This is a genomic window from Bacillus sp. L_1B0_5 (assembly GCF_000836715.1).
Lineage (GTDB): Bacteria > Bacillota > Bacilli > Bacillales > Bacillaceae_G > Bacillus_A > Bacillus_A thuringiensis_S.
Map to the genome: position 1 here is coordinate 17,406 of NZ_JXIS01000010.1, position 25,722 is coordinate 43,127.

Sequence of the window (25,722 nt, forward strand, 5' to 3'; positions counted from 1 at the left end):
TACATAATAGTAGGAGTGTTTATTGAATGAAGAAAGCGATGCTTGCCTTAGCCGCAACAAGTGTAATTGCATTATCAGCATGTGGAACATCATCATCAGAAAAAGTTGTTACTTCTAAAGCTGGTGATATTACGAAAGAAGATTTCTACACGCAAATGAAACAACAACATGGTAAACAAGTACTAAACAACATGGTTATGGAAAAAGTACTTATTAAAAACTACAAAGTTGAAGACAAAGATGTAGATAAAAAGTTCGATGAAATGAAAAAACAATACGGTGATCAATTCGATACACTAATGAAACAACAAGGTATTAAAGAAGAAACTATAAAAAATAGTGTACGTGCTCAATTAGCTCAAGAAAAAGCGATTGAACAATCGATTACTGATAAAGATGTAAAAGCAAAATTCGAGGATTATAAAAAAGAAGTGAAAGCAAGTCATATCCTTGTAAAAGATGAAGAAACTGCTAAAAAAGTGAAAGATGAACTTGCTCAAGGTAAATCTTTCGAAGAATTAGCAAAACAATACTCTGAAGATACAGGTTCAAAAGAAAAAGGTGGCGACTTAGGATTCTTCGGACCAGGGAAAATGGTAAAAGAATTTGAAGAAGCAGCTCAAAAGTTGAAAAAAGGTGAAGTAAGCGAACCTGTAAAAACACAATTCGGTTACCATATCATCAAAGTAACTGATAATCACGCAGATGCAACTTTCGATAAAGCAAAAGCTGATATTAAAAAATCACTAGCTCAAGAAAAAGTACAAGATGCACAATTCATGAACGATCTTATGATGAAAGAAATCAAAAAAGCTGACGTAAAAGTTGACGATAAAGATTTAAAAGATCTTTTCGAAGAGCCAAAAGCTGACGCTAAAAAAGACGAAAAGAAATAATGAAAAGCTCGGGCTAAGCCCGAGCTTTTTTATGTCCCCTCTTCCAGGGGGAAATTGTGTACAGATTGGGTAAATGAAATTACATGATTGACTCTTCGATTCTATAGAAAGGATAACGTCTTTTTCATTTTATGGATAGTGTAAAATCTTAGTTAGTTTTACACTATCTTCGTTACCGAAAGTTTATTTTGTCATTCGTTTAACTAAAACCATCTTTTATGCATTTCACTTAAAAACATTTCTGTGATTCTAAATCCTGAACTTTCCCCTATAATAGAGTCAATCCCACAATGCGGACAAACTGCTGTGTTATCATCATCCCACCACTCTGTAATTTTTTCTGGATGGAAAATTTCTAAACAATAAAAACAACCACATATAACATCCTTTTCTAAGTGCTTTCTATTACGAGAACAAAAACGATGTGCTTCCTCAAAATATTTTTCCATCAGCATCCCCTATTCCTGATTTTTTCTACGCTTTACTTAGATCATCCTCGGTAAAATCACAATTCTTTCTTACAGAAAAACAAAAAAACCTTGATTCACAACGCGTGGAACCAAGGGTTTATCTCATCATTATTGATTAAATTAAGAAACTATGTTAAATTAGTACAGAAACACGTTTTCTAAAATACACAGAACGTATTTATCCGTATCTTAATTGTACAACAAAACCTTTCTTCAGTCAACCTCTATTTTTCACTTTTAAAGGAGTGCTTACGTATGAACAAAAAACTTGATCTAGAGCAAAAACGATTGGATACCGTAATCGAAACGATTACGCAGCAAATTGATAAGCTGGAAAACGAAACTGGCAGACGCCGGGCAGAAGTAATCAACATCCGTAAACACTTCTGGGATGACGTTAAAGTGAATACAGATACTTTTGATGATTACCTTGAAACAGTTATCAACTTAAGACAACAAGCTCAATCACTAGCTGTTACACAAATCACCCATAAACACACCTTTAATCGACTTGCCGCGCTGCGACGTATGCAAAAAGCACCTTACTTCGGACGCATCGATTTTACTGAAGAAGGCGAACCTGCCGCAGAACAAATCTATATCGGTGTTTCTACCCTTACTGATGCAAGCGGAGAAAACTTTCTTATTTATGACTGGCGCGCCCCAATTTCAAGTGTTTATTACGACTATCCACCAGGACCGGCTGAATACAACACACCAGGCGGCGTAATTCGCGGTAATGTGGAGAAAAAATTACAATACATTATTCAAAATGGCGAGATTGATTCCATGTTCGATACGAGCCTCACAATCGGTGATGAAATCCTGCAACAAGCGCTCGGAAAAGGTACAAACAAACATATGCAGAGCATCGTCGCTACGATTCAGCGTGAGCAAAATGAAATTATCCGTCACGATGAAGGCCGACTCCTTATCGTTCAAGGAGCTGCTGGTAGTGGTAAAACATCAGCTGCCCTGCAGCGAATCGCCTACTTACTATATAAATATCGCGAATGGCTAAAAGCGGATCAAATTATTCTCTTCTCCCCTAACTCTATGTTCAATAGCTACGTATCTAACGTACTACCTGAACTCGGTGAAGAAAATATGCAACAAGTAACATTCCAAGAATATTTAAATCATAGACTAAGTAAGTCATTTGATGTGGAAGATCCTTACGAACAATTAGAATATATGCTAACTGAAACAAATAGCGCAAATTACAAAATTAGAAATACGAGCATCCGATTTAAAGCATCCACTCAATTTTTCGAAATGATTAGAGCGTACAGACAATCTCTTGAAACTTCAGGCATGCTATTTAGAGGAATGAAATTTAGAGGAAAACTGATTGCCTCTGCTAAAGAAATTACAGAGCAATTTTACAATACTGACTCCTCCCTCCGCTTCCATAGTCGAATTGAGAAGTTAACGGATTGGCTAAATAAGCAAATAGATGCACTTGAAAAAGCAGAACTGAAAAAGCCTTGGGTAGAAGAAGAAATTGAATTACTTAGTAAAGATGAATATCAAAAGGCTTATAAATACTTGCAGAAAAAAGGCGAGTTTGACGACAACTCCTTTAATGATTATGAGAAAGAAACGAAAGTACTCGGACGTATGATTGTCCGTAAAAAATTGAAGCCTCTTCGTAAAGGCGTTCAAACATTGCGCTTTATCAATTTTACAGGCATATATAAACAACTTTTCATAGATGCATCATGGGTTACTGGAGAAAAACCGAAAGAATGGGATGACATTTGCTCATTAACAGTGAACATGCTCGATGAAGGAAATCTATATTACGAGGATGCGACTCCATTTTTACTTTTAAAAGAATTAATTGAAGGCTTCCAAACGAATAGATCGATTAAACATGTACTCGTAGATGAAGCACAAGATTACTCTCCGTTCCAGTTCGAGTTTTTAAAACGTCTCTTCCCTGCCGCAAAAATGACGGTACTCGGGGACTTTAACCAAGCAATATTTGCCCATGCGAGTGAAACAGTGAATTTTAATACACTTACTAGCTTATACGGACCAGATGAAACGAACGGCATTAACTTAACTCGTAGCTATCGCTCAACAAAACCGATTATTGAATTTACACGAAATCTCGTACCAGAAGGAAAAGACATTCACGCCTTTGAACGTGACGGCGAGAAACCTATAGTGACGAAAGTAGCTGATTACAGCGAACTTCATGAGCATATTACTGCTAAAGTTGCTGAACTACAAAAACAAAATCACAACACGATCGCAATTATATGTAAATCCGCAACTGAAAGCGCCGCTGCATACGAAGCACTCCATCATATCGAGAATATTAAACTCGTGAAGAGTAACTCAGCCGAGTATGAGCAAGGCATCGTCGTGATACCTGCTTATTTAGCAAAGGGTATTGAATTTGACGCTGTTATTATTTATGATACTTCTGAAGATGTATACAGTGATGAGAGCGTACGTAGATTGTTCTACACCGCTTGTACGCGCGCGATGCATGAGTTGCAACTTTATAGTGTTGGCGAAGTTAGTCCTTTTGTGCTTGGGGCTGATTCGGATAGTTTTGAACTAATAACTAAAACACCTTGATAATCATCAAGGTGTTCTTTTCATTCTAAATGGCATATCTTTACGTCGATATACACTTAACACAATCCCCATTAAAAGCGCATGGAATACAGTCGGTGTTAATCCATAACTAATAAAAGGTAATGATATAGCAGCAATCGGCAATAAGCCTAAAATCATGCCCACGTTATAAATAAACTGGACTACAAAAAGAGTCATTCCTCCAATGAGAAGCAATTTACCATATCGGTCATTTATTTTATAAGATATGATTACTAATCTTGCTACAAAAAGAGAAAGAACAGAAACCAGAATTAGCGCAAGCACATACCCATAATAGTAAGTCAAACTTGCAAATACAAAATCAGTATCCGCAGCAGGGATGAATTTTGTATCTCCAGATGTACCAAACCAACCAGCCGATGACATTACCTCTTTTAAACGTATATACATAAATCCTGCACCACCTGCATCACTCTCCGGATTTAAATACCCTAAAATTCTATCTAAGTGGTATCCTGAAGACCAGGATACCGATGCCCTGATAATAAATAAACAAATGGGTACAACCGTAATAATCAACGCCGTTTTCTTTCCTAACTTACTCCACCAAAGCATAACGAATACCATTGTCATATAAACAAAAATTGACGAAAGGGTTGATACAATCAAAAATAAATACAAAGAAAATAAATATAAAACCACAAGATGCATAACCTTTAACCTACTATTATTGAAAAAAGAAGCCCACGCTAGAAAAAAGAACGGTACTGCTATTAAACAATCAATTTCAATGGGACCGATTTTTATTAACGGTTCTCCAGTCAACGAAGCGTTCGGAAAACAGTATAGCATTAACAGAATAAGTACTCCGATTGTGTAAAACAACCCTCCCCTTCTCTCTAATTTCCGATAATCAATCAGCATCATCCCAAAAGCTGTTACAACACCGAGAATAACAAATATCACCTTATTCATTATTACATCATTCGTATATCCAAAAGCTAAAACTGGCAAAAATCCTAGCCCCATCGCAGCCACTAATAAACCAATTAAGAACCAATCAACCTTTGGCTTATGTAGTTTATTAAGTTCCTGGCCAAGCTTGATTGGACTTCCCATTTGTTCAACGGCCTTATCTTCCGCAACTTCCTCACTTAACCCTTTTTCTACCCACATATTCTTGGCCTGTTTCAAGTGAAAGTCTAGTTCTGTTGCCACCAAGTCCTTCGCTTCTTTTGATTTTATATGGTTCGTAACTTCTTTTAAAAAATGCTCCCCTTTTTTATTCAATTTTTTCTCACTCCTGTACTAATCCTTTTAATATAAATCGCGCCTTCATAGCATTTTTCTCTACCTTTCGCAATATCTTGTTTCCTTTATCATTTAATTGATAATATTTAGCTCCTGCGTGATCCCAGCTAGATTGGATAAAGCGGTTCTGTTCTAAACGATGTAATAAAGTGTATAGAGACCCTTCATCACCTTCGAATTTTTGAATCCCTCTACCTCTTAGCAACTGCATCAATTCATAACCTGTTTTTTCATTCATAAGAAGTTGTAACACCGCTAAAAGGATATCTTCTTCCTTTTCGGATGATTGCTTGATTTTTTCGCGCACCCGCTTTCGATGTTGATCAGAAAAACTCAAATGTTTAAACGTTGTGTTCTCCATTGATTTTCGCAAGCCTTTTAATCGATCTTCCATTTGATTATTCCTCCAATCCTTCCTTCAAAAGCTCCTTCGCTTTTTTCAATCTCGTTTTTATCGTGTTTTCTTTCACGTCTATTACCGTAGCAATCTCTTTAATTGATAACTCTTCATAATAAAATAGATAAATGACTTCTCGATATTTTATCGGTAAACTCATTACTGCCAAAGCCAACCTACTATCCTCCGCATTTTGAATGACAGTTTGTTCGACACTATCATTTTGAACCCCAATATACACAGATTCATCCTCTGTAACGATTACCTTTTTGTTATACCAACTTTTTATATAGTCCTTACAATGATTAATCGCAATTCTCCATAGCCATGTTTTTAAGTTTGAATTCCCTTTATATGTATGAAGAGATTTATAGCATTTCACAAATATATCTTGCGTTAAATCCTCCGCAATTTCTTTATTATTCACATACGAATACACAAGCTGTAAGACTTCTTGTCCATACTTGTTCATTATTTCGTCGATAAGGTCCTCCTTATCTTCTATTTCAAACGCTTCTATCGTTAATTCATCCACCACATCATTTCCTCCTTCCCATATATTAGACGACGCACTGTATGGAAAAGTTTTATAAATACATAAAAAAATATGGATGGTAATGTCCATACCGTTTTTTTATGTATATTTATTTGCTTCTTGTCCCTTGATACTTATGCTCTGCTTAAAGATAGGAATTTTTATCCATATGTCTTGTTCCCTATTTTAAAACATAATACAATGGAAATGTAACTTAATAAGCTATAACTAGTAGGTGTGGTAATCATCTCTTCCATTTTGAAAAAAAGGGGGGAGGTGATAAAATGATCGCGATGCTTGTAATTAAATTAGTGTACGGTATCCTAACCGGAACTGGCGTTATCATCGGTAGAAGATACGTCGGTCCGTGGCTAATTTCTGTATACAAAAAAGCGAGAACCACCCTACTTCGTGGAAAAGGTAAGGGCGGTTCTCGGCTAAAACGTTAATGTAATTGTCTTATAACCGCACCTACTACCACCACAATAGCAAGTTAGGTTACACAAGGCAGAAGTTTCTCAGGCTTCTGTCTTTTTTATTTTATGCAAAATTCATACTATATACTCTATCATCATTGTAACACATTTTATTTATTTTTAGTCAAGAGAAAAACCACCTAAAGGCTCTCCTTCAGGTGGTTCTCTATTTTATGCTAACGCAGCTGCTTGCTCTTGTTGATCTAGACTTTTTCTAGTTCAGCTGTGCCGCTCTCATCATTTATAGCACCAATAAAGACGGATTATGTACCCGCTTCATAACAGTAGGATTAAACAAGGAACAACACCTATTACGAATATAAAAAATCCTCTCACTATATAGTACCTATGTTTTCAGCGATACTCTATTACCATCAAATTAAGTTTGTATAATTTAAACTACAGAATAGCGAGCTAATTTTCAAATATCTTCTTTCGCATAACCCTAAATTTATTATCCATTTGCATTATGATTATAAATAAAAGATATCCTACCGACGCACCGAGCATATTTATAGCAATCCGCCACACATCAAAAACATCAGACAAAGTTAGTAAATGTAATATCTCCCAAACAAGAAAGGTCATAACATACCACTTACGAGCTTTCTTATAGTTAGTCACTTTATTAATCAGCACTGGAACGAAAAATCCGAATGGAACTACTAATATTATATGTTGTAAAACGCTTAACCAATAAGTTGAGTTTCCCCAAGGACCTGGATGTGCAATAAAATCTTTAACTTGCCAAAGTGTTATTCCAAAAAGTTGTAATAACGTTTCTAAATCAGATATATGTAAAAATTGCTGCCAAAATTCAATGGGATGATAGACAGTCCCACCACCTGTCAAACTGCGAACAGAGTCAAATGTAGAAGTTGAAATAAACGTTCCTAAAAAGACAATAAAACAAATGATTATATAAGGAATACATAAAACTTTTGATAACACCTTTAATGGCCTAGGAACTTCGTATACCGATTTATTAATCTCTACGCCAATAACTTTTGATTCTCCAAAACTTTGAATCGCTTTATAAATCGCTTCTTTTTCATTCATACCTTGTTCCATATATTCTTCTTTCAAGCTGTTCAAGTGATCATACATTTCTAGAAATAACTCATCCTGTTCAATATCACTAAGTTCTGAATAGGCTAAAATAGACTTAATATACTCATCAAATTCACTCATAAATAACTCCTTTCTGACAAGCTTGAATTAATGCTGTTACACTTTCCCAAGAGTTCACTTTCTTCTGCAATTCTTTTTTCCCTTTATCTGTAATAGTATAGAATTTCCTTTTCATCCCATTCTCAGATTCATTCCAATAAGATTCAAGAAACTCCTTTTTCTCTAATCTCTTTAAAGCAGGATACAAAGTTCCCTGTCCCATACTATACAAATCTTCACTTGCATCCTTTAAACTTTGAGCTATTTCGTATCCGTATGTATCACGTTTTGCAATGATAGAAAGCAATAAAATATCTATACTTCCCTTCAAGATTTCTTTATCCAACAATACCACCACCTTATATACATCGTATAACAACATATGTCGTTACGCAATATAGTTAGAAGAATATTCCATAAAAAAAGAAAAAACCACCTAAAGGCTTCCCTTCAGGTGGTTCTCTATTTTATGCTAACGCAGCTGCCTGTTCTTGTTGATCTACAGGAATTACAGCGTCTGTTAATGCTTTTTCTAGTTCAGCTGTATATTTCATTTGTTCTTCTTTGCTCCAGCCTAGTTTCGCAGCCATATAGTTGATTACTGCTTCTTTCCACTCGTATACCCAGTGGATGTTGAAGAATACAGCGCCTCTGCGGCGTACGAAGAAGTCAACTGGTTTTGCTGTCATTTCGTAATCCATTGCGTATACAAGCGGGATTAGAACGTCAAGCGGCATGTTGTATTCTTTCGCTTCTTCTTTATGTTTTTTCGCTAAGTCGAACAGTACATCAACGTTAGAGCCGTAGAATTTCGCGAACTCTTCTGCTTGTACTTTCGTTAAACCAGATTTCGTACCTTCGTCTGCTTTTTTCGCAACGAATGCTGGGAATCCGTGTGAACCATCTACATGCCCACCAGAGATCGGCATATGTTTCGTGTCGCTCTTCGGATATGCGCTATGACCTTCTTTTTGTAGTAAGTTCGTTACGTAATCTACTACCATTTCAGCCATTTTACGGTATCCTGTTAATTTACCACCTGCGATTGTAATTAAACCAGATTCAGAAGTCCAAATTTCATCTTTACGAGAAATTTCAGATGCATTCTTACCTTCTTCATAAATTAACGGACGTACACCAGCCCAGCTTGATTCAATGTCTTTCTCTGTAATTTTCACGCTTGGGAACATGTAGTTAATCGCATTAATGATATATGTGCGATCTTCTGTTGTCATTTGTGGTACAGCTGCGTCTTTATCATAGAACGTATCCGTTGTACCTACGTATGTTTTTCCGCCGCGAGGAATCGCGAACACCATACGTTTATCTGGTGTATCGAAGTAAATTGCTTGCCCGAGTGGGAAACGTTTTTGATCAATTACTAAGTGAACACCTTTTGATAACTGAAGTACTTTTCCTTTTTTCGAGTTATCTTTTTCACGAAGTGTATCTACCCAAGGACCAGCTGCGTTTACAATTTTCTTACCGTAAACTTCATATACTTCACCGTCTAGTAAATCGATTACACGTACACCGCATACTTTTCCATCTTTATATAAGAAACTGTCTACTTTTGCGTAGTTAACAGCTTTCGCACCATGCTCAATCGCTTCTTTCATTACTTCAATTGTAAGACGCGCATCATCTGTACGATATTCTACGTAGTAACCGCCGCCTTTTAATCCTTCTTTTTTCACAAGAGGCTCTTTATTTAATGTTTCTTCACGGTTAAACATCTTTCTGCGCTCGCTTCGTTTTACACCTGCTAAGAAGTCGTATACACGAAGACCAATTGATGTACTAAATGATCCGAACGTACCGCCTGTATGGAACGGAAGTAACATCCACTCTGGTGTTGTTACATGGGGACCGTTCTCATATACGATCGCACGCTCTTTACCCACCTCTGCTACCATTTTCACTTCAAGTTGTTTTAAATAACGTAGACCACCGTGTACAAGCTTCGTTGAACGACTTGATGTACCTGCTGCAAAGTCCTGCATTTCAAACACAATTGTTGATAACCCGCGTGTTGCTCCATCTAATGCAATACCAGAACCAGTAATACCTCCACCAATTACGATCACATCTAACTCTTGTTTATTTACTCCGTTTAATACGTCTTTACGTTGTTTACTTGAAAATTTCATGGTAATTCCTCCCTTTGATAACGAAAAAAGAGACCACAAACTCCGCTATAGATTTCGCCTCTATAGCGCGTTGTGGTCTCTCCAAATCTCCTACCGAATTATTAACTTGTCACCATTATAACACTGTTTATGATTATTTGAAAGCTTTTGTTGCTTCAATTGCCTTTTTCCATCCAGCATATAGCTCTTCGCTTGTTTCCGCTTCCATCGTTGGTTCAAAGCGTTTGTCCATATGCCACTGTGATTTAATTTCATCTTGGTTTTTCCAATATCCAACCGCAAGACCCGCTAAGTACGCTGCACCTAGAGCCGTTGTTTCGTTGATCACTGGACGCTCTACAGGAACATCTAGAATATCACTTTGGAACTTCATTAAGAAGTTATTTTTAACTGCTCCGCCATCAACACGTAATGTGTTCAGTTCAATACCTGAATCTGCTTCCATTGCACATAATACATCTTTCGTTTGGTAAGCTAAAGATTCTAGCGTTGCACGAATGAAATGCTCTTTCGTCGTACCGCGTGTTACACCAAACATAGCGCCGCGTACTTCACTATCCCAGTAAGGTGTTCCTAGTCCAACGAACGCTGGTACAATGTATACACCGTCAGTTGATTCAACGCGAGAAGCATATACTTCACTCTCACTTGCATCTTTAAACATGCGCATTCCGTCGCGTAACCACTGAATTGCAGAACCTGCTACGAAAATACTTCCTTCTAATGCGTAGTTTACTTTACCATCTATTCCCCATGCAATTGTTGTTAATAGACCGTGCTCAGAAGCTACTGCTTTTTCACCTGTGTTCATTAACATAAAGCAACCAGTTCCGTAAGTGTTCTTCGCCATACCTTCACCGAAACAAGCTTGTCCAAATAATGCTGCTTGCTGGTCACCAGCTACACCTGCAATCGGTACATTTTGACCGAAGAAGTGGTAATCAATTGTTTCTCCATATATTTCAGATGATGGACGTACTTCTGGAAGCATACTCTTTGGTATTGTTAACATGTCTAGAAGCTCATCATCCCACTGTAAGTCGTGAATGTTAAACATTAACGTACGTGATGCGTTTGAATAATCTGTTACGTGTGCTTTACCACCAGATAGTTTCCATACAAGCCACGAATCAATTGTTCCGAATAATAGATCGCCGTTTTCAGCTTTCTCTCTTGCACCTTCAACGTTATCTAAAATCCACTTTACTTTCGTACCAGAGAAGTATGCATCAATTAAAAGACCTGTTTTTTCGCGAACCATTTCGCTATAACCTTTTTCTTTTAACTCATCACAAATTTCAGCTGTTTGGCGAGATTGCCATACGATTGCGTTATAAATTGGTTTACTAGTTGTTTTATCCCATACAACCGTTGTTTCACGTTGGTTCGTAATACCGATACCAGCGATTTGTTCTGGTTTTACATCTGCTTCGCTTAAGCAAGTTGCGATAACTGCTAAAATAGATCCCCAAATTTCTTGTGCATTATGCTCTACCCAGCCTGGCTTTGGAAAATGTTGTGTAAACTCTTTTTGAGCTGAATGAACAATTTCACCTTTTTTATTGAATAAAATTGCACGTGAGCTTGTTGTTCCTTGGTCTAATGAAAGAATATATTTTTTCATATCGGTTTCCCCCTTATGCTACTTTTCTACTATTTGTATTGCTTCCGCTTTTTTTACTTGTCATATAAGAGATTGCTAGTACAATCACAGTTGCGATAATCACATAAATAAGTGCTGCATTTTGTTTTCCTTCAAATACAACTTGATGGAATAATCCTGCAAGTGATCCACCTAGAATTGGACCAACTACTGGAATCCATGCATACTTCCAGTTTGAACCGCCTTTTCCTGCAATCGGAAGGAAGAAGTGTGCGATACGCGGACCTAAATCACGAGCCGGGTTAATTGCGTATCCTGTTGTCCCACCTAATGATAAACCAATACTTACAATTAAGAAACCTACGATAAATGGATTTAATCCATCTGCAAATTTATTTGCACCAATTGCTAATATACCAAATACTAAAACGAATGTTCCAATCATTTCACTTAAAAGGTTTGCAAATGTGTTCGGAATTGCTGGACCTGTTGCAAATACGCCTAACTTTGTTCCTGGATCTTCTGTTTCTTTCCAGTGTGGTAAGTAATGTAAATATACGATAACTGCCCCAATAATTGCCCCAATCATTTGTGCTACGATATAACCTGGTACGTCACTCCATGGGAACGCTCCCTTAAATGCTAGTCCTATCGTTAAAGCTGGATTCAAATGTGCCCCACTAATTGATCCAACCGCATACGCTGCAACCGCTACTGCTAAGCCCCAGCCCATTGTAATAACAATCCAACCTGAATCTTTCGCAAACGATTTCTTTAAACTTACACCAGCACAAACGCCGCCACCAAGTACGATTAACAACGCAGTCCCTATTAACTCTCCTAAAAATGCTGACATAGTATCCCTCCACAATCAATTTAAACGCTTCCAAATGTGATAGAGGTAAAATGAATGGCCATTCGTTTTTGTCAAAAGAAAAAGACCCACAGCTTTGCACGCTTCTATATAAATTTATATAGAAACAATGAAATGTGGATCTCTTCTTTTCTCCGTCACGTTTATTAACTTGTCTATAATGTTAACCTCTTATGAAAGCGGTGTCAACAGAATTTTTTCACATTTTCGTCACTTTTTTTGGTAATGTTTCCATAGTTCGCGTTTTGACGTCGTAATCGCTGTCGCACCAGCGTTTAAAGCTCTTTCCACATCTTCTACAGTACGAATAAAACCACCTGCTAAAATCGGTACACCAGTACGCTCTTTCACTTCAGCGATAATATCCGTCATTGCTCCTGGAAGCACCTCAATATAATCCGGTTTCGTCTTATCTAAAAGATTGCAGCTCTTCTCCATCGCACTCGAATCGATTAAAAAGATGCGTTGTATTGCCACAACACCTTTTTGCTTCGCCTTCATAATTACGCCGGCCTTTGTCGAAAGTAACCCGTACGGTCTAAACTCCTGACATAAATATTCCGTCGCATGCCCATCACTCTGCAAGCCATGAATTAAATCCACATGTAAAAACACCTTTTTACAATATTGCTTCGCAAGTGATATAACACTCTTCAATTGGCCGACATGAATATCTAAAATAACGATATATTCATACGAACTATGTAATAGCTTTTCCAAATCTTTAATTTGCCTCACTGCCGGCAAAATTTTCTGTTCATGAAATTCCATTCTAAATGTCCCCTTCTTTATGTCATCCTATCCTTTATAGTACACAATTTAAGTGAAAAGAACAGCCAGTGTTGGGGATTTCTTTCAAATCTTTCCTCTATTTATATATTTTCTTCAACTTATCGGAACCTATACCACCTATAATCATGAATACAAGGGGCAAAAGATTCATTACATATGGCGCATCTGCTACAATTGTAATACTTGCTCCAGCAAACTTATTTAGCATCCATACAACGATTTTTGCAATAAACAAAAATACTCCTATCATAAATAGACTATCAAAAAACACCTTCCATTTTGGATACGCCAATTGCTTACTATCTTCAATTATTTTCTGCGTCAATTCTTCATCACTCCTTAGCAGTTCATCAATTGTAATACCGAACAGATCACTTAAATGAATAATAATTTCAATGCTCGGATAGTTCTTTCCCGTCTCCCATTTCGAAACAGATTGCCTGCTCACATGAAGTTTTTCAGCCAAATCATTTTGCGACCAATTTCTTTTTTCCCTTTCTTCTTTTAAACGCTCACTAAAAATCATACTGTGTTTATCACCTCTCTATGCCCATTATGTTCAAATAAATGATGAAGAGTAAAGCTAGTTATCGTTTCATTTCCTGCGCAACTTATGCGTTACAGCTTATAATGGCGCTATTTTATATGTATCTTCCCTATACTATGCTCCAATAATAATTTCCCGAACAATAATACAAAGAACGGATACTAATAAAGACTAGATTAGGCATAAAAAATACGCCATCCCTTCTTATCAGTCTCCAGAAAGAATAACGCAAATTTTCATTTTTACTCATCATTTTTCGGACTATATGAAAACCCCGGATATTTCACAACAGGCCACTTCTTCTTACGCAGAGAATCCATTACTTGCGGGCCAACATGTATATTACTCTCCACTATTTCTTTAGGAGTCAGTGCCATCCATTGATTTAACGATACATCTTCAAAACGATTGCTTCTGAACATCTCTAAAAACCATAATGTTTCGGTACCTGTATTTTGAATATAATGCCCCGTCGCAAACGGTACATATCCGACATCGCCAGCTCTATAATCAAATGTACGAGCGGTACCATTTCCAAGAAACACAGTCATTCTCGCTTCCCCTGTCAAATAATATTGCCATTCATCATTATTCGGGTGCCAATGAAGTTCTCTCATTCCACCAGGCTCAACCTCAACGAGCGCTGCTGCGATCGTTTTGGAAATAGGGAAATTTGTGGAATCTACAATTCGAACGCTACCACCAGGCCTCTTAATCGGCTTTTGTTTTAACAATTCATGTTTAAATGTTAAAGGAACTTCTCCTTTCGGTGATTGAACTTCCTGACTTTCAAGCGAACCTGGCACCTCTCCTTGATAAATATAAACTTGATCTGAAGGGAGAGAACGAAAAACACTCTCAGGTACTCCAAAATTAGCCGACAACACTTCTTTTGGCGTATGCGCAAACCAATCAGAAATAGCTAAAGTAGATAAATCAGAAAAATGCCCATCATCGAAAACGAGTAGAAATTCACAATGTTCCAATCCTTGAATGGAATGGGGAATACCAGGCGGAAAATACCAAAGATCACCTGGTCCAACATCAGCAATAAAATTCCGTCCATTTTGATCAACAGCCGTTATGCGTGCCCGTCCTAAAAGCATATACGCCCATTCCGCTTCTTTATGCCAATGAAGTTCTCGTATTCCACCGGCCGTTAAGCTCATATTTACCCCAGCAATCGTCGTCGAAACTGGTAGTTCCCGAGCGGTAATCTCCCGAGACCACCCGCCGTGTTTCAAAATCATAGAAGTGTCCGAGAATGAAAACTTCAAGTTAGGAACTAACCCTGCATCCGTTATAGGCGGAACAAGCATATTCGGATTTTGAATATCTCGCATAACATTACGAGGTCCAGAATCAATCGCACCTGCTCCGTCGCTGCGGATTGGTTGTGGCACATTCCCTCCCGCTTCATTAACAGTACGTTTCTTCATAATTACACTCCTTTTTCATCCGGTTATGAAGTAAAAATCCTCCATCATAGTGTATGAATTGGGCTTTGAATGGTTACTTTTACTATAGATTCGGCAATTTTCGCTCTAACAGTCTACTACCCATTACTATTTAAAACAGAAGATGGACAACAAAGACTTTACGTAAAAAAAGTCTTTCCTTTGTCATACTGATTACACCCTTTTTTAGAGGGCCAATATTAACACTCTCTTTTTAAAATTCCATATCAAAATCCCTTATATTATTAACAGCGACAAAAAGGAATACCATTCTATCCAAATAGAACAGCATTCCTTTTTATAAACAGTATTTAAAAATTATTATTTAAGGTATTTCCCCAAATCATCTAAGTTTCTCGTATGATTTAGAATGATTACATACTCAACTTCAACTTCTGTTACTACCATTTCTAGTACTTGATGGACTTCAATATAATCATTTTCATATTCTTTTGCCGAAGATACAATCTCTTCTAAGGTTCTTACAAATGTTTCAGCACTCCAGTCTTTTGTTGACAACGCCACATAGGTTTGAAATTTTTTTGTATTCATGTTAGTTCTTTAAGTACAATGGGAATTGTGTACTTCTTGATGAGTCAGAATGATTGATTATAACCCTATGATGACTTGTTGATGAATCAGAAGTGCTTATATTACCATCAAATTGTTTAGCATAAGTTGTTGTTCTGTTACCCTTGTTATCCGTTTGACTCCACTTATTTTCATAATTATGCATTGTTTCCTCCCTTAACTTCTTCACGTCAACATCTCGACCATACTGAGTTTTGCTAGAAGTAGATTTTTCTTTTGGATTATATTTATGTCTATTATAAGCGTGTTCGTTAATAAAGTTAGATTTATTTGTTCCACCATTTAATTTATATGGTACCTTTGGACTCGAACCTTTCCCTGGTTTCCCTGGTTTTTTCTTTTTAACTAGAGAATCAACTAGGTTGTCATGTGTAGCGACTTCGTTTACGGAAGTTATATTTCCTCTAGCATCTGTTCGAACAGATAGATCAATTGCTTCCTCTATACCTTGTGTATTTTTCCAATAAAAAGTTACCTGATTTTCAGTGTTTTTTGTAAATGTATCTTGAATTTGATTTAGTTGATACATATCAATTTTTTCAGATGTAACTTTATCTAAACTAATTTTTTTTGGACTGAAATTTTCTTCAGTAGCGGCGGATACAGCTCCTGTGAATAAAAGGCTTAAACTTAGTGTGGCGGCCGTTGTTAAATTAAGAAATTTACTTTTTTCATAATACATCCCTCCTGATAACATTAAAACTATATATTATATTATTAAAATATGAATTACTCTCTAGTAAAAATCAATTACATTTTCATTTTTACGTTAATCTATTTGATTATCTAAAAATACATATACTCAAGAAAACCAAATTACATATAAAAACAGGCCATAATATAGATTTTTTCTATATTATGGCCTGTCTTTGTCTCCATTCGCATATGCACATTGGCTTTTTGTGATAGCTAACAGCATCCATTTGGTTCTTCTTCTACTAAATGAAATGCTTTTAAAACGATCTCATAATTCTTCAATATTACTACTTCGTAATTAATCTAAATTCACTATAAAAAATGAAGTTAGGGTTTCTTTTCTATATGTAGTAAAAATATATTAAGTAGCAGGCGAGTTTGAAATAAAGTCACGATATTAACAATGTAACTGAAACTGCAGCAGCTATTAGTTTCTTCACTTTCATACCTCATACCCCTTACATTAATGTATTCTTAGTTAGTTTTACTACCGATACTCTTCGCTGCCTCTTCAAACAGTTTCGAACCTTCTTGTGCTTTACTTACTGATTGATGCATTTTACTTTCGTCTTCTTGGTCCAATGCATCAAAGAGAAGTTGAAAACAATCCGCATACAGTTCCATCGATTGCTTTATCTTCGCCTGTTCTCCCTGTAACTCAGGGGGCGCTTGTAAATTCTTCAGTTTCTTCGTTGTTGCCTTTGCTCCACCTAAACTTAGTTGTACTTCACTTTTCTTTTGTTTGTATGATTTTACGTCTGAATCTGCTATTCCTTCAATTAATTTCATTGTATCTTCAATTTGAGTAGCACTGTTTATGATATCTGCCTTATACCTTTCAACATCAGAACCAGTTACCTTACCAGTTGAAGGATTAGAAGAGGAACTTTGTTGACTACTTGATGAACTACTGTTTGTACCTTCACCTTTCGCTACAGATAAGCTATCCTCTTTCTTGCTATCAGTTGACTTACTCTCTTTTTCAGAAGTCTTATTCTCTTTCTCTACCTTTTGCGTCTCTTCTTTCTTTGTTTCAGCTTTCTTACCATCAGTTTCAATTGTAATACAACCACTCAATAACATAACTGGTAACGCTAAACTTACTAATTTCTTTGCTTTCATGATTACTAATACCCCTTTATTTGTAAAATGTAGTGCAAACAAGTTAATATACTTAACTAATAAATTTCCTCCGAATAATTCATTAAAATCTATCTACCATATATTACCTGTATATTCATAATCTTTCCATATATATATCATTTTACAAAGAATTACATATTTGGTCAAAGGGATTTATGTAGTCCTTAAAAGGAAATTTTAATAGCAAAGAAAAGAAGCTAACAATAAATTGTTAACTTCTCAGCTTAAGGAAAAAATACTATCTTTCCTTATCTTCTAATATCTAGGTTGTGATTGAATATTTGTAAGATGAACATCATACATATCAATGATTTCAAGAAATCTATCAGCTTCACGGAAGACATGGTCTGCCAATAATGGATGAATGATGCTCTTTATTTTGCATTGCTCAATTAAATCACGTGCTGTTTTCTTAAAATCCCGAAGAGATGCAACCGACACGCGATTTTGATCTAAAAATTGATCTAAAAGAGGCGCTGTTTGGGATTGTGGTTTCATAGATTCTAAGTCAATTGCTTGATACATCAATTCATCAAAATCATTGCTAAAATTCCGTGCTGTATCTACAAGCTTTCTTTCCGATGGATCAAGAAGATGGCCAATAAATTTAGCATGGTCTGCCATAATCCGTAAAAAGAAAACATTTTCTTTAATAATAGCATCAGGAAGAGCATCTAATTTACCTTCATTTAATTGTATTAAACGTTTTCTAAAATAATCAGCTTCCCTACTTGTATGGTCAACTAAAAGTGGAAAGTTATTTTGTCCTGGCAATTTACATGTGAGAATTAATCCTAAAATTTTTCGTTTAAATCCCCAAATATTAGTTGCGGCTTGTTGTACTTCTGCATTAAATCTTTTTATTTGCTCAGGATCTGTTTCATTTGTATAGGAATGCGCTATTTGTTCAATATGTTCAAACAATCGATAAAATTGATTCGCCTCTTCGATTAGTTGAGTATCCTCGCATCTAAATCCCAAGCGAAGAAAAAAAGAATGCTCTTTCATGATTCTAGACCAAAAACGAATTTCATTTAATGAACGCTCAACAAACATTACAGATGTAACACCTGTATCAGGATGTAATGAAGTTTCATCCCTATGCATTGTTAATCCCCCCCAGTAAAATCCCCGCTAGTTCCATTCTTATGAGTAAAAATATATATAAATACCAGCAATAAAAGTTTATGATGACTCTCTTATACATGTAAAATTAAACTAATATAACCTTAGCTTGATGAACATATACTGCTCCCCCAGAAGAAAAAAAGCTACCACCTAGTTGTAAAATTCTACTAGGTGGTAGTCTTTCAAAATTTTTATTAAAGCAATACCGAATCTTTATCACTATCCTGATTACGTTTCTCGCGCTCTTCTTCTAAGCGCTTCATATACACTTCGCCTTCTTTTTCGATAAACTCATTATCCATATCTTGCTCTTTTTTCGAAGTATATAAAACCATGTAGCCACTTAGTACAATCCCGACAATCACAAGATACACCCACCATGGTAAAGTTTCCAAATCACTTCATTCCTTTCCTTAGACAAGCCTTATTAGTTTCACTTTATGAGGAAAGAAGTGGATTTATGCTTAAAATTTTTATTGTGGATGCTTCGCGAAAAATGCTTGTACATATTCCATAAACTCAATTGGTTCCTGACGAAACGGTGCGTGGTATCCTTTTTCAATAATATGAAACGTACTATTCGCAAATAGCCCATGATACAGTTCACCATTTTTCCAAGAAACACTCTTATCATGTCGTCCCCATATAATTAAAATCGGTACCTTAATTTTATCTGCTTCCATCGCAATGCGGCGCTCTCTCATTTTCGTAAGCTGATCATAATGCTCTTTATCATCACGACTATTTTTCACTTCATTTTTATTATACTTCGCAATTTCAGTTACAGTTTGTAAGTCCGTCGATAGCGCTGGTACTTCATAACTTTCTTTTTGCTGGAAAGACTCTATCCCTGTAGCATCCGCCAAAACGAGATGCGTCACTGCATCCGGATATAAATACGCTAAATTAAGGGACATCTCTCCGCCCATTGAATGGCCGAGCACTGCAAACTGATCGTATCCGAGCTTCTTCATTAACTTATAATATAAATTCACTTGCGCAGGAAACGAATACTGAAAATCAACTGGCTTAGAAGAACGCCCAAACCCTAAAATATCAACCGCAATAATCGTATGGTCTCGCGCTAGTTCCGGATAAATATCACTAAACCCATCAGAAGAACCACCAAACCCATGCAGCATAAGTAACGGAGGTTTCCCCTCACCAATTTGTTTAAAATAAATCGTCTGCCCATCAATTTGCGCCATACTCTCTTTCGTATTCAGCTTCATCATAACAGTATCTTTCACTTCTCCAACCTTCGCAATCGGCTTATCGACGAAATTACAAACAATTAACAAAACGAGCACAATACCGCTAATCATATAAAACTTAAACCGTTTCAAAGTTCCCGTCTCCTTTCTCTTGTTGCTATTTAAAGTTTTTACATTTTTTGGTTATTTTATGTTCTCTTTTTAATTGTAACTGGAACAGTTACAATTATACTAAAAAAATATAACTCATTTCTATTACTAATGGTTATTCTGTAACTATTATAGTTACATATTTAAAGTAAGTCAATTCTTTTACAACTAAAAAGAAAAAAGAGACCTCATTGTGAGATCCCTTTTTCTATTTTAGCCACCATAATCCCCATGTTCAGCTTTCATTATTGTTGGACTTTCTTGATGATTTGTTGAACTATATACTCCTAAAGTCAGTGTAAATACTGTTACAATCCCTAATAATTTAATCACCATTTTTTTCATTTTAAAGCCCCCTTATCAAAAAGTTTTTCTCTTGCTTTTTTACTAAGATAAAAATACTTACTTGCCTCTTCCCAAAGGTTTTCTTCATAAAATTTTATTGCTAATTTTTCCTTATACTCCTGAGTATAATCATATAACTCTTCTCTTTCAAAATACGTAATTCCTCTAAGAATAATGACTTCTAATTCTTCTGCTTTTACACCTTGATTTAATGCATTTAAAATTTCATAATGGTGTTGATATCCTTCAATTTTCGAATCTCTACAGATCTTCAATCCTTTTTCTATAAGCTTATTTGCAATCTCATGCTCTTTTAACTTGTAATGCTCTTTTGCTTTTACATAAAGAGATTTATAATGTTGGGGAGATTTTTCTACTACTTCAGTAAGATAACGAATTGCCAATGCAGATAAATTTTGCGTAGAATACATCCATCCTAAATTATGACGAACCATAATAATAAATTTTTCTTCACCAATCTTTTGAAATTGATCCATAGCAGCTGTGAAATGCTCTTCAGCTAATTCCCATTCCTTTAAGTTCATACAGGCTAAGCCTAAAACATTATCACAAAAAGCTACATTTAATTCATATCCATCATGATTTGAATACATATCCTTTGCTTTCGTTGCATGTTTAATAGATACCAAAGCTTGTTGTATATCATAATGAAATGTAGCTAACTTATAATAAAATTCAGCTTTTTCTAATTGATCAGGAACATACTTTAGAAAGCTTTCAGCTTTTTCGTAATGTTCCTTAGCGAGATGAAAATTTCCTAACTCACTAGAATGTATTGCTTTAAAAAAGTGATAATAATAAGTTAAAAAATGATCTGTTGGTTGATTAAAAGAATCTATCTTGTTAAAACTCTCTTGAGATAAGCCTAGATTATCTATTAAATAGTTATATCGAAATTCTAGCAAATAATAATAAAGTAATAGATTTTGGTCCTGCAAACCTTCTTCAGTCTCTTTTTTTAGTTTAGTAAGTTTAAAATCAATTTCTTGTTTTAGACGTTCTGCATTACTTATACGTCTTGATCTAATTTCTAGATACCATTCATTCAATAGCTGCGTCAATATTTCGTTTGTAGTAGATGTAATCATGAAACCCCTCCTAATCATCTGTTATGTACTCTTCCATAAACAATAACAGAAAATTCAAATACTAATTCCAATCATCCTAAAAATAAATATTTCTCCACAATTGACTGACAATTCTTTTATTAATTCATAAAGATTAAACATTTTAATGATTATCCACATAAAAAAGCAAGCAGTTCCAGCACTCCGCTAAAACTACTTGCTCTCCTACTTATTATCTCTATTTTTACTCTTTAATAAATTCCTTCGTACTTCTCACTGTATCAATTGGACGAACTAATTTTTCAATTTCTTCACGTTTTGGCTCTAGGAATGGAGGTAAAGATAATTTTTCGCCAAGTGTTTCGTATGGCTCATCTCCCATAAATCCTGGGCCATCTGTTGCGAATTCAAATAAAATTTGTGGTGCAACTCTTGCATATAATGATTCGAAGAAGTGACGGTTTACATATCCAGATGAAGGAAGTCCTACGCTACTGATTCTCTCAATCCATTCTTCTAATACAGCGCGATCTTCTACGCGGAATGCCGCATGGTGCACTGTACCAAAACCTTGTTGTGCTTCAGGAAGAACTGTATTATGTTCTACGATGACAGAGGCACCGTTTCCACCTTCGTTCACTTCAAATAAATAGAATTCCCCTTCTTGCGCAACCTCTTTAAATAATAGAACTTTTTCTAACACTTCTTTGAAGAAGCTAAAGTTTGCAATACGGATAAATACAGGTCCTAAACCAGTGATTGCATATTCTAATGGTACTGGCCCGTTTTGCCACGGTGTACCTGATTCGATTCCTTTATCAAGTTCATCTGAGATTAATTGATATTGTTGGTCATCAAAGTCAACGAAAGAAAGAGTTTTCTTACCAAATTGCTCTTTAATTCCTGTATGTTCTACTTCAAGACGGTCAAAGCGTTTCACCCAATACTCTAATGCTGCATCAGTCGGAACACGGAATGAAGTTTTTGAAATTTCATTTGTACCGTGTACTCCTTTCGGAACACCTGGGAAATCAAAGAATGTCATATCTGTTCCTGCACTACCTTTATCATCTGCAAAGAATAAATGATACGTTTGAATGTCATCTTGGTTTACTGTTTTCTTAACTAAACGCATTCCTAAAACGTGAGTGAAAAACTCATAGTTCTTTTCTGCACTACTTGTAATCGCTGTAACGTGGTGAATTCCTTTTAATTGGTTCATTTTATATTCCTCCAATAGTTTTTAATTTATATTTTCTCTCCTATTACTTCTCTTCAATAGGTGCTAAATTCGCTTCAATCTCTGCACGCTGGTCTTCTAAGAACGGTGGTAAATCAAGTTTTTCTCCTAAATGTTCCACGTCTCCATCAACTGTAAATCCTGGTCCATCTGTCGCAATTTCAAAAAGGATTCCGTTTGATTCACGGAAATATAAGCTTTTAAAGTAGAAACGGTCGATGATTCCTGAAGACTGGAAGCCTCTTTGTTTCACCTGTTCTTCCCAATAGGCAAGCTCTGCATCGTTTTTCACGCGAATTGCTAAATGGTGAATGCTGCCTCGGCCCGGCTTTTCAGAAGGACCATCTAAATATTTCACAACGATTTCTCCAAAAGCCTCTCCTTTAATGGACTGGAAAATTGCTTCCTCTTCGCTGCGGCTAACCTCTGTATAACCAAACATCTCTGTAAGTGTACTCGACATTTTATCAAGTCTACGAACTGTCATTTCCACAGAACCCATTCCTTGAATTTGATGCTCTGCAGGAACTTCTGATTTCTCCCAAGCTTCCCAGTGCTCCACTTTTTCTCCGTTTGAAACGAGTAGTACTAAGCGAAGACCTTCAGTATCCTCAAATTGCAAAGCAGGACGATTTGCATATGTTGTCATTTCACTATGTTTCACATCAAATTTTTCAAAGCGTTCTTTCCAGTAATGCAAGCTATCCTCTGAAGGAACGAGTAATCCAATTCGAGTAATCGCATTCGTGCCGCGATATGTTCTTCCTACTAATGGAATTTCAAAAAATGATAATTCCGTACCTGGACTTCCTGTTTTATCTCCATAAAATAAGTGGTACATTGACGGATCATCTTGGTTTACTGTCATTTTCACACGACGTAAGCCAAGCACGTTTTTATAAAAGTGATTATTTTCATTTGCATTTTTCGTAACCATTGAAATGTGATGATGTCCTTTAATTTCATACATTGTTTATTCCTCCGTTTCGTTTTACTAGTCAAGTGATAACTAAAAAAATAACATTTCCCACAACTAATATGGTTTTTAGCTTTTCAATTTATTCTTAATTATGTTTTTGTAAATTCATCTTAGTTTTTACTGTATAAGTTACTTTGTTTTTTAATCGAAAACAACTGAGTGTATGTTTTTCATATGACTCAATCGCTTTCGTTACTATCACTTTACACCTCAAGTGATTGAAAAGCAAGTGAAAAATCTCGAATTCAAGATTTTTTTGTTAAATAACATTTAGGGTGTAAAATCATTAATTTCTGGATAGCGTCACATCACTATCAAGCTAAAGACTCAAAGCTCTCCATGCCCATCATGCTAACAAGAATACACTACCCCAAAACGATAAAAATGAACTTCGTTTCTATAAAAGACAACTTTTTTGTTCCGAGGGAATTATAGAATTTTATATCTTTACAATTATTTATGGGGAGTTAATTCGTTTTTTTCAAGAATAAGTAATTTCTTAAATAGAAGTTCACGTACCTCTTCCTTATGATAATTAATTTTTGTTGATTGATAAGAAATTTAATGAATGATTATTCGAATATGCTTTCGTAAATGTTAAATGTAGTTTTTGGATAATGTTTGGTCAAGTTGATACTAATACCCTCGATAAACGAAAGAAAATTAAGAGTGTTCCGGGAAAAAGTAATTAAAAAACGCTCTTAATTTATTTAATTGAGTTATCCTTTTATATAAAAATCTGATTATTTATGTAATTGGCATTCTATTAAAACGCTCATTTACAGAAGAACATTATTCAAGTGAAGCCCTCTATAATTCAATTACAACTCCTTGAAAGTTTATGATACTATCCTGATCACACTTTTTATATTTAATGTTTTAAGGAAAAAAGCTATACTATAAGCGAAACTAAAAATCAGAAAGGAAATACCATAAAATGGAAAGTTATATGCTATTTATCCTTACAGCAATCCTTATTATAATGATGCCTGGTCCCGGTTTTGCTTTAGTTACAAAAAACACTATCTCTCATGGTAGAAATGGTGGGATAAAGACCGTCTTAGGAACGGTATCTGGAATGATGATTCATACAATAATGGCTACACTAGGGCTCTCTGCTATCTTAATGAAATTCGCTATGCTATTTACATTAATAAAATATGCTGGGGCATTTTATTTAATTTATTTAGCTGTAAAGTCAATTAAAAGTGCCTTTTCTAAAAAAGAAGATATGTCAGGTTCAGTGGAAATAAACTCTAAGGATATTGGAACGGTTAAAAGTTTTAGACAAGGATTTACCACGGCAATCTTAAACCCAAAAACGGCTGTATTTTTCCTTAGTTTTCTACCCCAATTTATTGTGAGTAATCAAAGTCATTTCTTCCAATTTCTTTTGTTGGGATTCACATTTACGACTTTGACAGCAATATGGTATTTACTTTATATCTCTCTAATACGTCAATTAAGAACTTTTTTAAGAAAAGAAAAGGTGAACCGTACAATAGAGGGTATTACTGGCACAGTATTATTAGTATTTGGAGTTAGGCTATTTTTCCAAAAATAAATATGTAATAGAGAGAGTTTAAAACTTTCGGTTTTTCCAATAAATGAATCAATATAAAAAGTATGGCTTTCAAACAGTAAAAAAGTGAACAAACGGGTGTGTTTGTGGAATAAGCTTCAATAAAATAACCAAACTTTTTATAAAGAAGTGAATCGATTATATTAAAATTGATATAAAGGCGTTATCCTTTCCTATGATTTCTCAGAAAGAATAACGCCTTGCTCTTTTTAGAGGGTATTTTGTCTAGTTAGCTTGATAGCGATGTGGTTCTATCCCTTATAAAGTGAAACTTTAATCAGTGGGGGTTTTGTTCATCCCCCACTGATTATTAG

General features: G+C 35.5%; 26 protein-coding genes. 4 read left to right on the forward strand and 22 right to left on the reverse strand.

Going from position 1 to position 25,722, the window contains the following annotated elements; translation table 11 throughout:
• The first annotated feature begins 26 nt into the window (after positions 1-26).
• The gene (gene prsA, locus RT27_RS03510; protein ID WP_029442070.1) at positions 27-896 is read left to right on the forward strand and encodes a peptidylprolyl isomerase PrsA; all 870 of its coding nucleotides are present in this window, start codon (positions 27-29) and stop codon (positions 894-896) included.
• A gap of 203 nt (positions 897-1,099) precedes the next feature.
• On the opposite strand, the gene RT27_RS03515 is transcribed toward prsA, so the two are convergent.
• Complete coding sequence (locus RT27_RS03515; RefSeq protein ID WP_000417115.1) at positions 1,100-1,345, reverse strand: hypothetical protein; 246 nt, start codon at positions 1,343-1,345, stop codon at positions 1,100-1,102.
• Between the two features lie 276 nt (positions 1,346-1,621).
• Here RT27_RS03515 and helD point away from each other — a divergent pair, with 276 nt between their 5' ends.
• A complete protein-coding gene (gene helD / locus RT27_RS03520) occupies positions 1,622-3,958 on the forward strand; it encodes an RNA polymerase recycling motor HelD (RefSeq protein WP_043935327.1) in 2,337 nt (778 codons plus the stop codon).
• Positions 3,959-3,964: 6 nt separating this feature from the next.
• Here helD and RT27_RS03525 read toward each other — a convergent pair whose 3' ends face one another.
• Genes RT27_RS03525 through RT27_RS03535 form a run of 3 tightly spaced genes read right to left on the reverse strand, consistent with a single transcriptional unit; the run spans position 3,965 to position 6,183 of the window.
• Positions 3,965-5,230 (reverse strand): FtsW/RodA/SpoVE family cell cycle protein, encoded by a 1,266-nt coding sequence (locus RT27_RS03525; RefSeq protein WP_043935328.1) that lies wholly within the window; start codon positions 5,228-5,230, stop codon positions 3,965-3,967.
• Between the two features lie 7 nt (positions 5,231-5,237).
• Positions 5,238-5,645, reverse strand: coding sequence for a PadR family transcriptional regulator (locus RT27_RS03530; protein ID WP_043935329.1), 408 nt, complete (start codon positions 5,643-5,645; stop codon positions 5,238-5,240).
• 4 nt (positions 5,646-5,649) lie between these two features.
• Positions 5,650-6,183, reverse strand: coding sequence for a sigma-70 family RNA polymerase sigma factor (locus tag RT27_RS03535; protein WP_029442066.1), 534 nt, complete (start codon positions 6,181-6,183; stop codon positions 5,650-5,652).
• A 284-nt stretch (positions 6,184-6,467) separates the two neighbouring features.
• Between RT27_RS03535 and RT27_RS35110 the strand changes: the two genes are divergently transcribed.
• Positions 6,468-6,632 carry a hypothetical protein gene (locus RT27_RS35110; protein ID WP_082044947.1) on the forward strand — a complete coding sequence of 55 codons (165 nt, stop codon included), beginning with the start codon at positions 6,468-6,470 and terminating at the stop codon, positions 6,630-6,632.
• Positions 6,633-7,073: 441 nt separating this feature from the next.
• On the opposite strand, the gene RT27_RS03540 is transcribed toward RT27_RS35110, so the two are convergent.
• The 18 genes from RT27_RS03540 to RT27_RS03620 form a co-directional block, all read right to left on the reverse strand.
• Positions 7,074-7,850, reverse strand: a complete 777-nt coding sequence (locus RT27_RS03540; protein WP_016082602.1) for a VanZ family protein — start codon at positions 7,848-7,850, stop codon at positions 7,074-7,076.
• Positions 7,843-8,175, reverse strand: coding sequence for a PadR family transcriptional regulator (locus tag RT27_RS03545; protein ID WP_000356630.1), 333 nt, complete (start codon positions 8,173-8,175; stop codon positions 7,843-7,845). The genes RT27_RS03540 and RT27_RS03545 overlap by 8 nt, the downstream gene beginning before the upstream one ends.
• Positions 8,176-8,296: 121 nt before the next feature.
• Entirely contained in the window at positions 8,297-9,979 is a 1,683-nt protein-coding gene (gene glpD, locus RT27_RS03550; RefSeq protein WP_029442064.1) for an aerobic glycerol-3-phosphate dehydrogenase, read from the reverse strand.
• A 133-nt stretch (positions 9,980-10,112) separates the two neighbouring features.
• Positions 10,113-11,603, reverse strand: coding sequence for a glycerol kinase GlpK (gene glpK, locus RT27_RS03555; RefSeq protein WP_016082604.1), 1,491 nt, complete (start codon positions 11,601-11,603; stop codon positions 10,113-10,115).
• A 13-nt stretch (positions 11,604-11,616) separates the two neighbouring features.
• Positions 11,617-12,438, reverse strand: coding sequence for a glycerol uptake facilitator protein GlpF (gene glpF, locus RT27_RS03560; RefSeq protein ID WP_001272199.1), 822 nt, complete (start codon positions 12,436-12,438; stop codon positions 11,617-11,619).
• Between the two features lie 228 nt (positions 12,439-12,666).
• Positions 12,667-13,227: a glycerol uptake operon antiterminator GlpP gene (gene glpP / locus RT27_RS03565; RefSeq protein ID WP_016082605.1), complete on the reverse strand. Its 561-nt coding sequence runs from the start codon at positions 13,225-13,227 to the stop codon at positions 12,667-12,669.
• Positions 13,228-13,324: 97 nt separating this feature from the next.
• Positions 13,325-13,774, reverse strand: a complete 450-nt coding sequence (locus RT27_RS03570; protein WP_000577652.1) for a helix-turn-helix transcriptional regulator — start codon at positions 13,772-13,774, stop codon at positions 13,325-13,327.
• A 263-nt stretch (positions 13,775-14,037) separates the two neighbouring features.
• Entirely contained in the window at positions 14,038-15,234 is a 1,197-nt protein-coding gene (locus tag RT27_RS03575; protein ID WP_043935330.1) for an oxalate decarboxylase family bicupin, read from the reverse strand.
• 339 nt (positions 15,235-15,573) lie between these two features.
• Complete coding sequence (locus RT27_RS03580; RefSeq protein WP_001093032.1) at positions 15,574-15,804, reverse strand: hypothetical protein; 231 nt, start codon at positions 15,802-15,804, stop codon at positions 15,574-15,576.
• Between the two features lies 1 nt (position 15,805).
• On the reverse strand, positions 15,806-16,525 hold the full coding sequence (locus RT27_RS03585) for a hypothetical protein (protein WP_043935331.1): 720 nt from the start codon (positions 16,523-16,525) through the stop codon (positions 15,806-15,808).
• Positions 16,526-17,013: 488 nt separating this feature from the next.
• Positions 17,014-17,661: a hypothetical protein gene (locus tag RT27_RS03590; RefSeq protein ID WP_029442060.1), complete on the reverse strand. Its 648-nt coding sequence runs from the start codon at positions 17,659-17,661 to the stop codon at positions 17,014-17,016.
• Between the two features lie 276 nt (positions 17,662-17,937).
• Entirely contained in the window at positions 17,938-18,789 is an 852-nt protein-coding gene (locus tag RT27_RS03595; protein ID WP_000554479.1) for a DUF2935 domain-containing protein, read from the reverse strand.
• A 215-nt stretch (positions 18,790-19,004) separates the two neighbouring features.
• Positions 19,005-19,205 (reverse strand): sporulation YhaL family protein, encoded by a 201-nt coding sequence (locus RT27_RS03600; RefSeq protein ID WP_000449223.1) that lies wholly within the window; start codon positions 19,203-19,205, stop codon positions 19,005-19,007.
• 78 nt (positions 19,206-19,283) lie between these two features.
• Complete coding sequence (locus tag RT27_RS03605) at positions 19,284-20,156, reverse strand: alpha/beta hydrolase (RefSeq protein WP_016082609.1); 873 nt, start codon at positions 20,154-20,156, stop codon at positions 19,284-19,286.
• Positions 20,157-20,387: 231 nt separating this feature from the next.
• Positions 20,388-20,519, reverse strand: a complete 132-nt coding sequence (locus RT27_RS36055; protein ID WP_016082610.1) for a hypothetical protein — start codon at positions 20,517-20,519, stop codon at positions 20,388-20,390.
• Entirely contained in the window at positions 20,516-21,628 is a 1,113-nt protein-coding gene (locus tag RT27_RS03610) for a tetratricopeptide repeat protein (protein WP_043935332.1), read from the reverse strand. Before RT27_RS03610 ends, RT27_RS36055 begins: the two co-directional genes overlap by 4 nt.
• A gap of 223 nt (positions 21,629-21,851) precedes the next feature.
• Positions 21,852-22,829 (reverse strand): ring-cleaving dioxygenase, encoded by a 978-nt coding sequence (locus RT27_RS03615; RefSeq protein WP_043935333.1) that lies wholly within the window; start codon positions 22,827-22,829, stop codon positions 21,852-21,854.
• Positions 22,830-22,872: 43 nt separating this feature from the next.
• Positions 22,873-23,817 (reverse strand): ring-cleaving dioxygenase, encoded by a 945-nt coding sequence (locus RT27_RS03620; protein WP_043935334.1) that lies wholly within the window; start codon positions 23,815-23,817, stop codon positions 22,873-22,875.
• A gap of 946 nt (positions 23,818-24,763) precedes the next feature.
• On the opposite strand from RT27_RS03620, the gene RT27_RS03625 reads away from it, so the two are divergent.
• Positions 24,764-25,390 carry a LysE family translocator gene (locus RT27_RS03625; RefSeq protein WP_043935335.1) on the forward strand — a complete coding sequence of 209 codons (627 nt, stop codon included), beginning with the start codon at positions 24,764-24,766 and terminating at the stop codon, positions 25,388-25,390.
• The last annotated feature ends 332 nt before the right edge of the window (positions 25,391-25,722 follow it).

Bases quoted from the DNA above. Each gene is read 5' to 3' on its own strand.
- RT27_RS03615 (WP_043935333.1), bottom strand. From the start codon at position 22,829: ATGAACCAATTAAAAGGAATTCACCACGTTACAGCGATTACAAGTAGT.
- glpF (WP_001272199.1), bottom strand. From the start codon at position 12,438: ATGTCAGCATTTTTAGGAGAGTTAATAGGGACTGCGTTGTTAATCGTA.
- glpD (WP_029442064.1), bottom strand. From the start codon at position 9,979: ATGAAATTTTCAAGTAAACAACGTAAAGACGTATTAAACGGAGTAAAT.
- glpK (WP_016082604.1), bottom strand. From the start codon at position 11,603: ATGAAAAAATATATTCTTTCATTAGACCAAGGAACAACAAGCTCACGT.
- prsA (WP_029442070.1), top strand. From the start codon at position 27: ATGAAGAAAGCGATGCTTGCCTTAGCCGCAACAAGTGTAATTGCATTA.
- RT27_RS03610 (WP_043935332.1), bottom strand. From the start codon at position 21,628: ATGATTACATCTACTACAAACGAAATATTGACGCAGCTATTGAATGAA.
- RT27_RS03530 (WP_043935329.1), bottom strand. From the start codon at position 5,645: ATGGAAGATCGATTAAAAGGCTTGCGAAAATCAATGGAGAACACAACG.
- RT27_RS03625 (WP_043935335.1), top strand. From the start codon at position 24,764: ATGGAAAGTTATATGCTATTTATCCTTACAGCAATCCTTATTATAATG.
- RT27_RS03620 (WP_043935334.1), bottom strand. From the start codon at position 23,817: ATGTATGAAATTAAAGGACATCATCACATTTCAATGGTTACGAAAAAT.
- RT27_RS35110 (WP_082044947.1), top strand. From the start codon at position 6,468: ATGATCGCGATGCTTGTAATTAAATTAGTGTACGGTATCCTAACCGGA.
- RT27_RS03515 (WP_000417115.1), bottom strand. From the start codon at position 1,345: ATGGAAAAATATTTTGAGGAAGCACATCGTTTTTGTTCTCGTAATAGA.
- RT27_RS03595 (WP_000554479.1), bottom strand. From the start codon at position 18,789: ATGCATAGGGATGAAACTTCATTACATCCTGATACAGGTGTTACATCT.
- RT27_RS03590 (WP_029442060.1), bottom strand. From the start codon at position 17,661: ATGAAAGCAAAGAAATTAGTAAGTTTAGCGTTACCAGTTATGTTATTG.
- RT27_RS03540 (WP_016082602.1), bottom strand. From the start codon at position 7,850: ATGAGTGAATTTGATGAGTATATTAAGTCTATTTTAGCCTATTCAGAA.
- helD (WP_043935327.1), top strand. From the start codon at position 1,622: ATGAACAAAAAACTTGATCTAGAGCAAAAACGATTGGATACCGTAATC.
- RT27_RS03570 (WP_000577652.1), bottom strand. From the start codon at position 13,774: ATGATTTTTAGTGAGCGTTTAAAAGAAGAAAGGGAAAAAAGAAATTGG.
- RT27_RS36055 (WP_016082610.1), bottom strand. From the start codon at position 20,519: ATGAAAAAAATGGTGATTAAATTATTAGGGATTGTAACAGTATTTACA.
- RT27_RS03580 (WP_001093032.1), bottom strand. From the start codon at position 15,804: ATGAATACAAAAAAATTTCAAACCTATGTGGCGTTGTCAACAAAAGAC.
- RT27_RS03575 (WP_043935330.1), bottom strand. From the start codon at position 15,234: ATGAAGAAACGTACTGTTAATGAAGCGGGAGGGAATGTGCCACAACCA.
- glpP (WP_016082605.1), bottom strand. From the start codon at position 13,227: ATGGAATTTCATGAACAGAAAATTTTGCCGGCAGTGAGGCAAATTAAA.
- RT27_RS03585 (WP_043935331.1), bottom strand. From the start codon at position 16,525: ATGTATTATGAAAAAAGTAAATTTCTTAATTTAACAACGGCCGCCACA.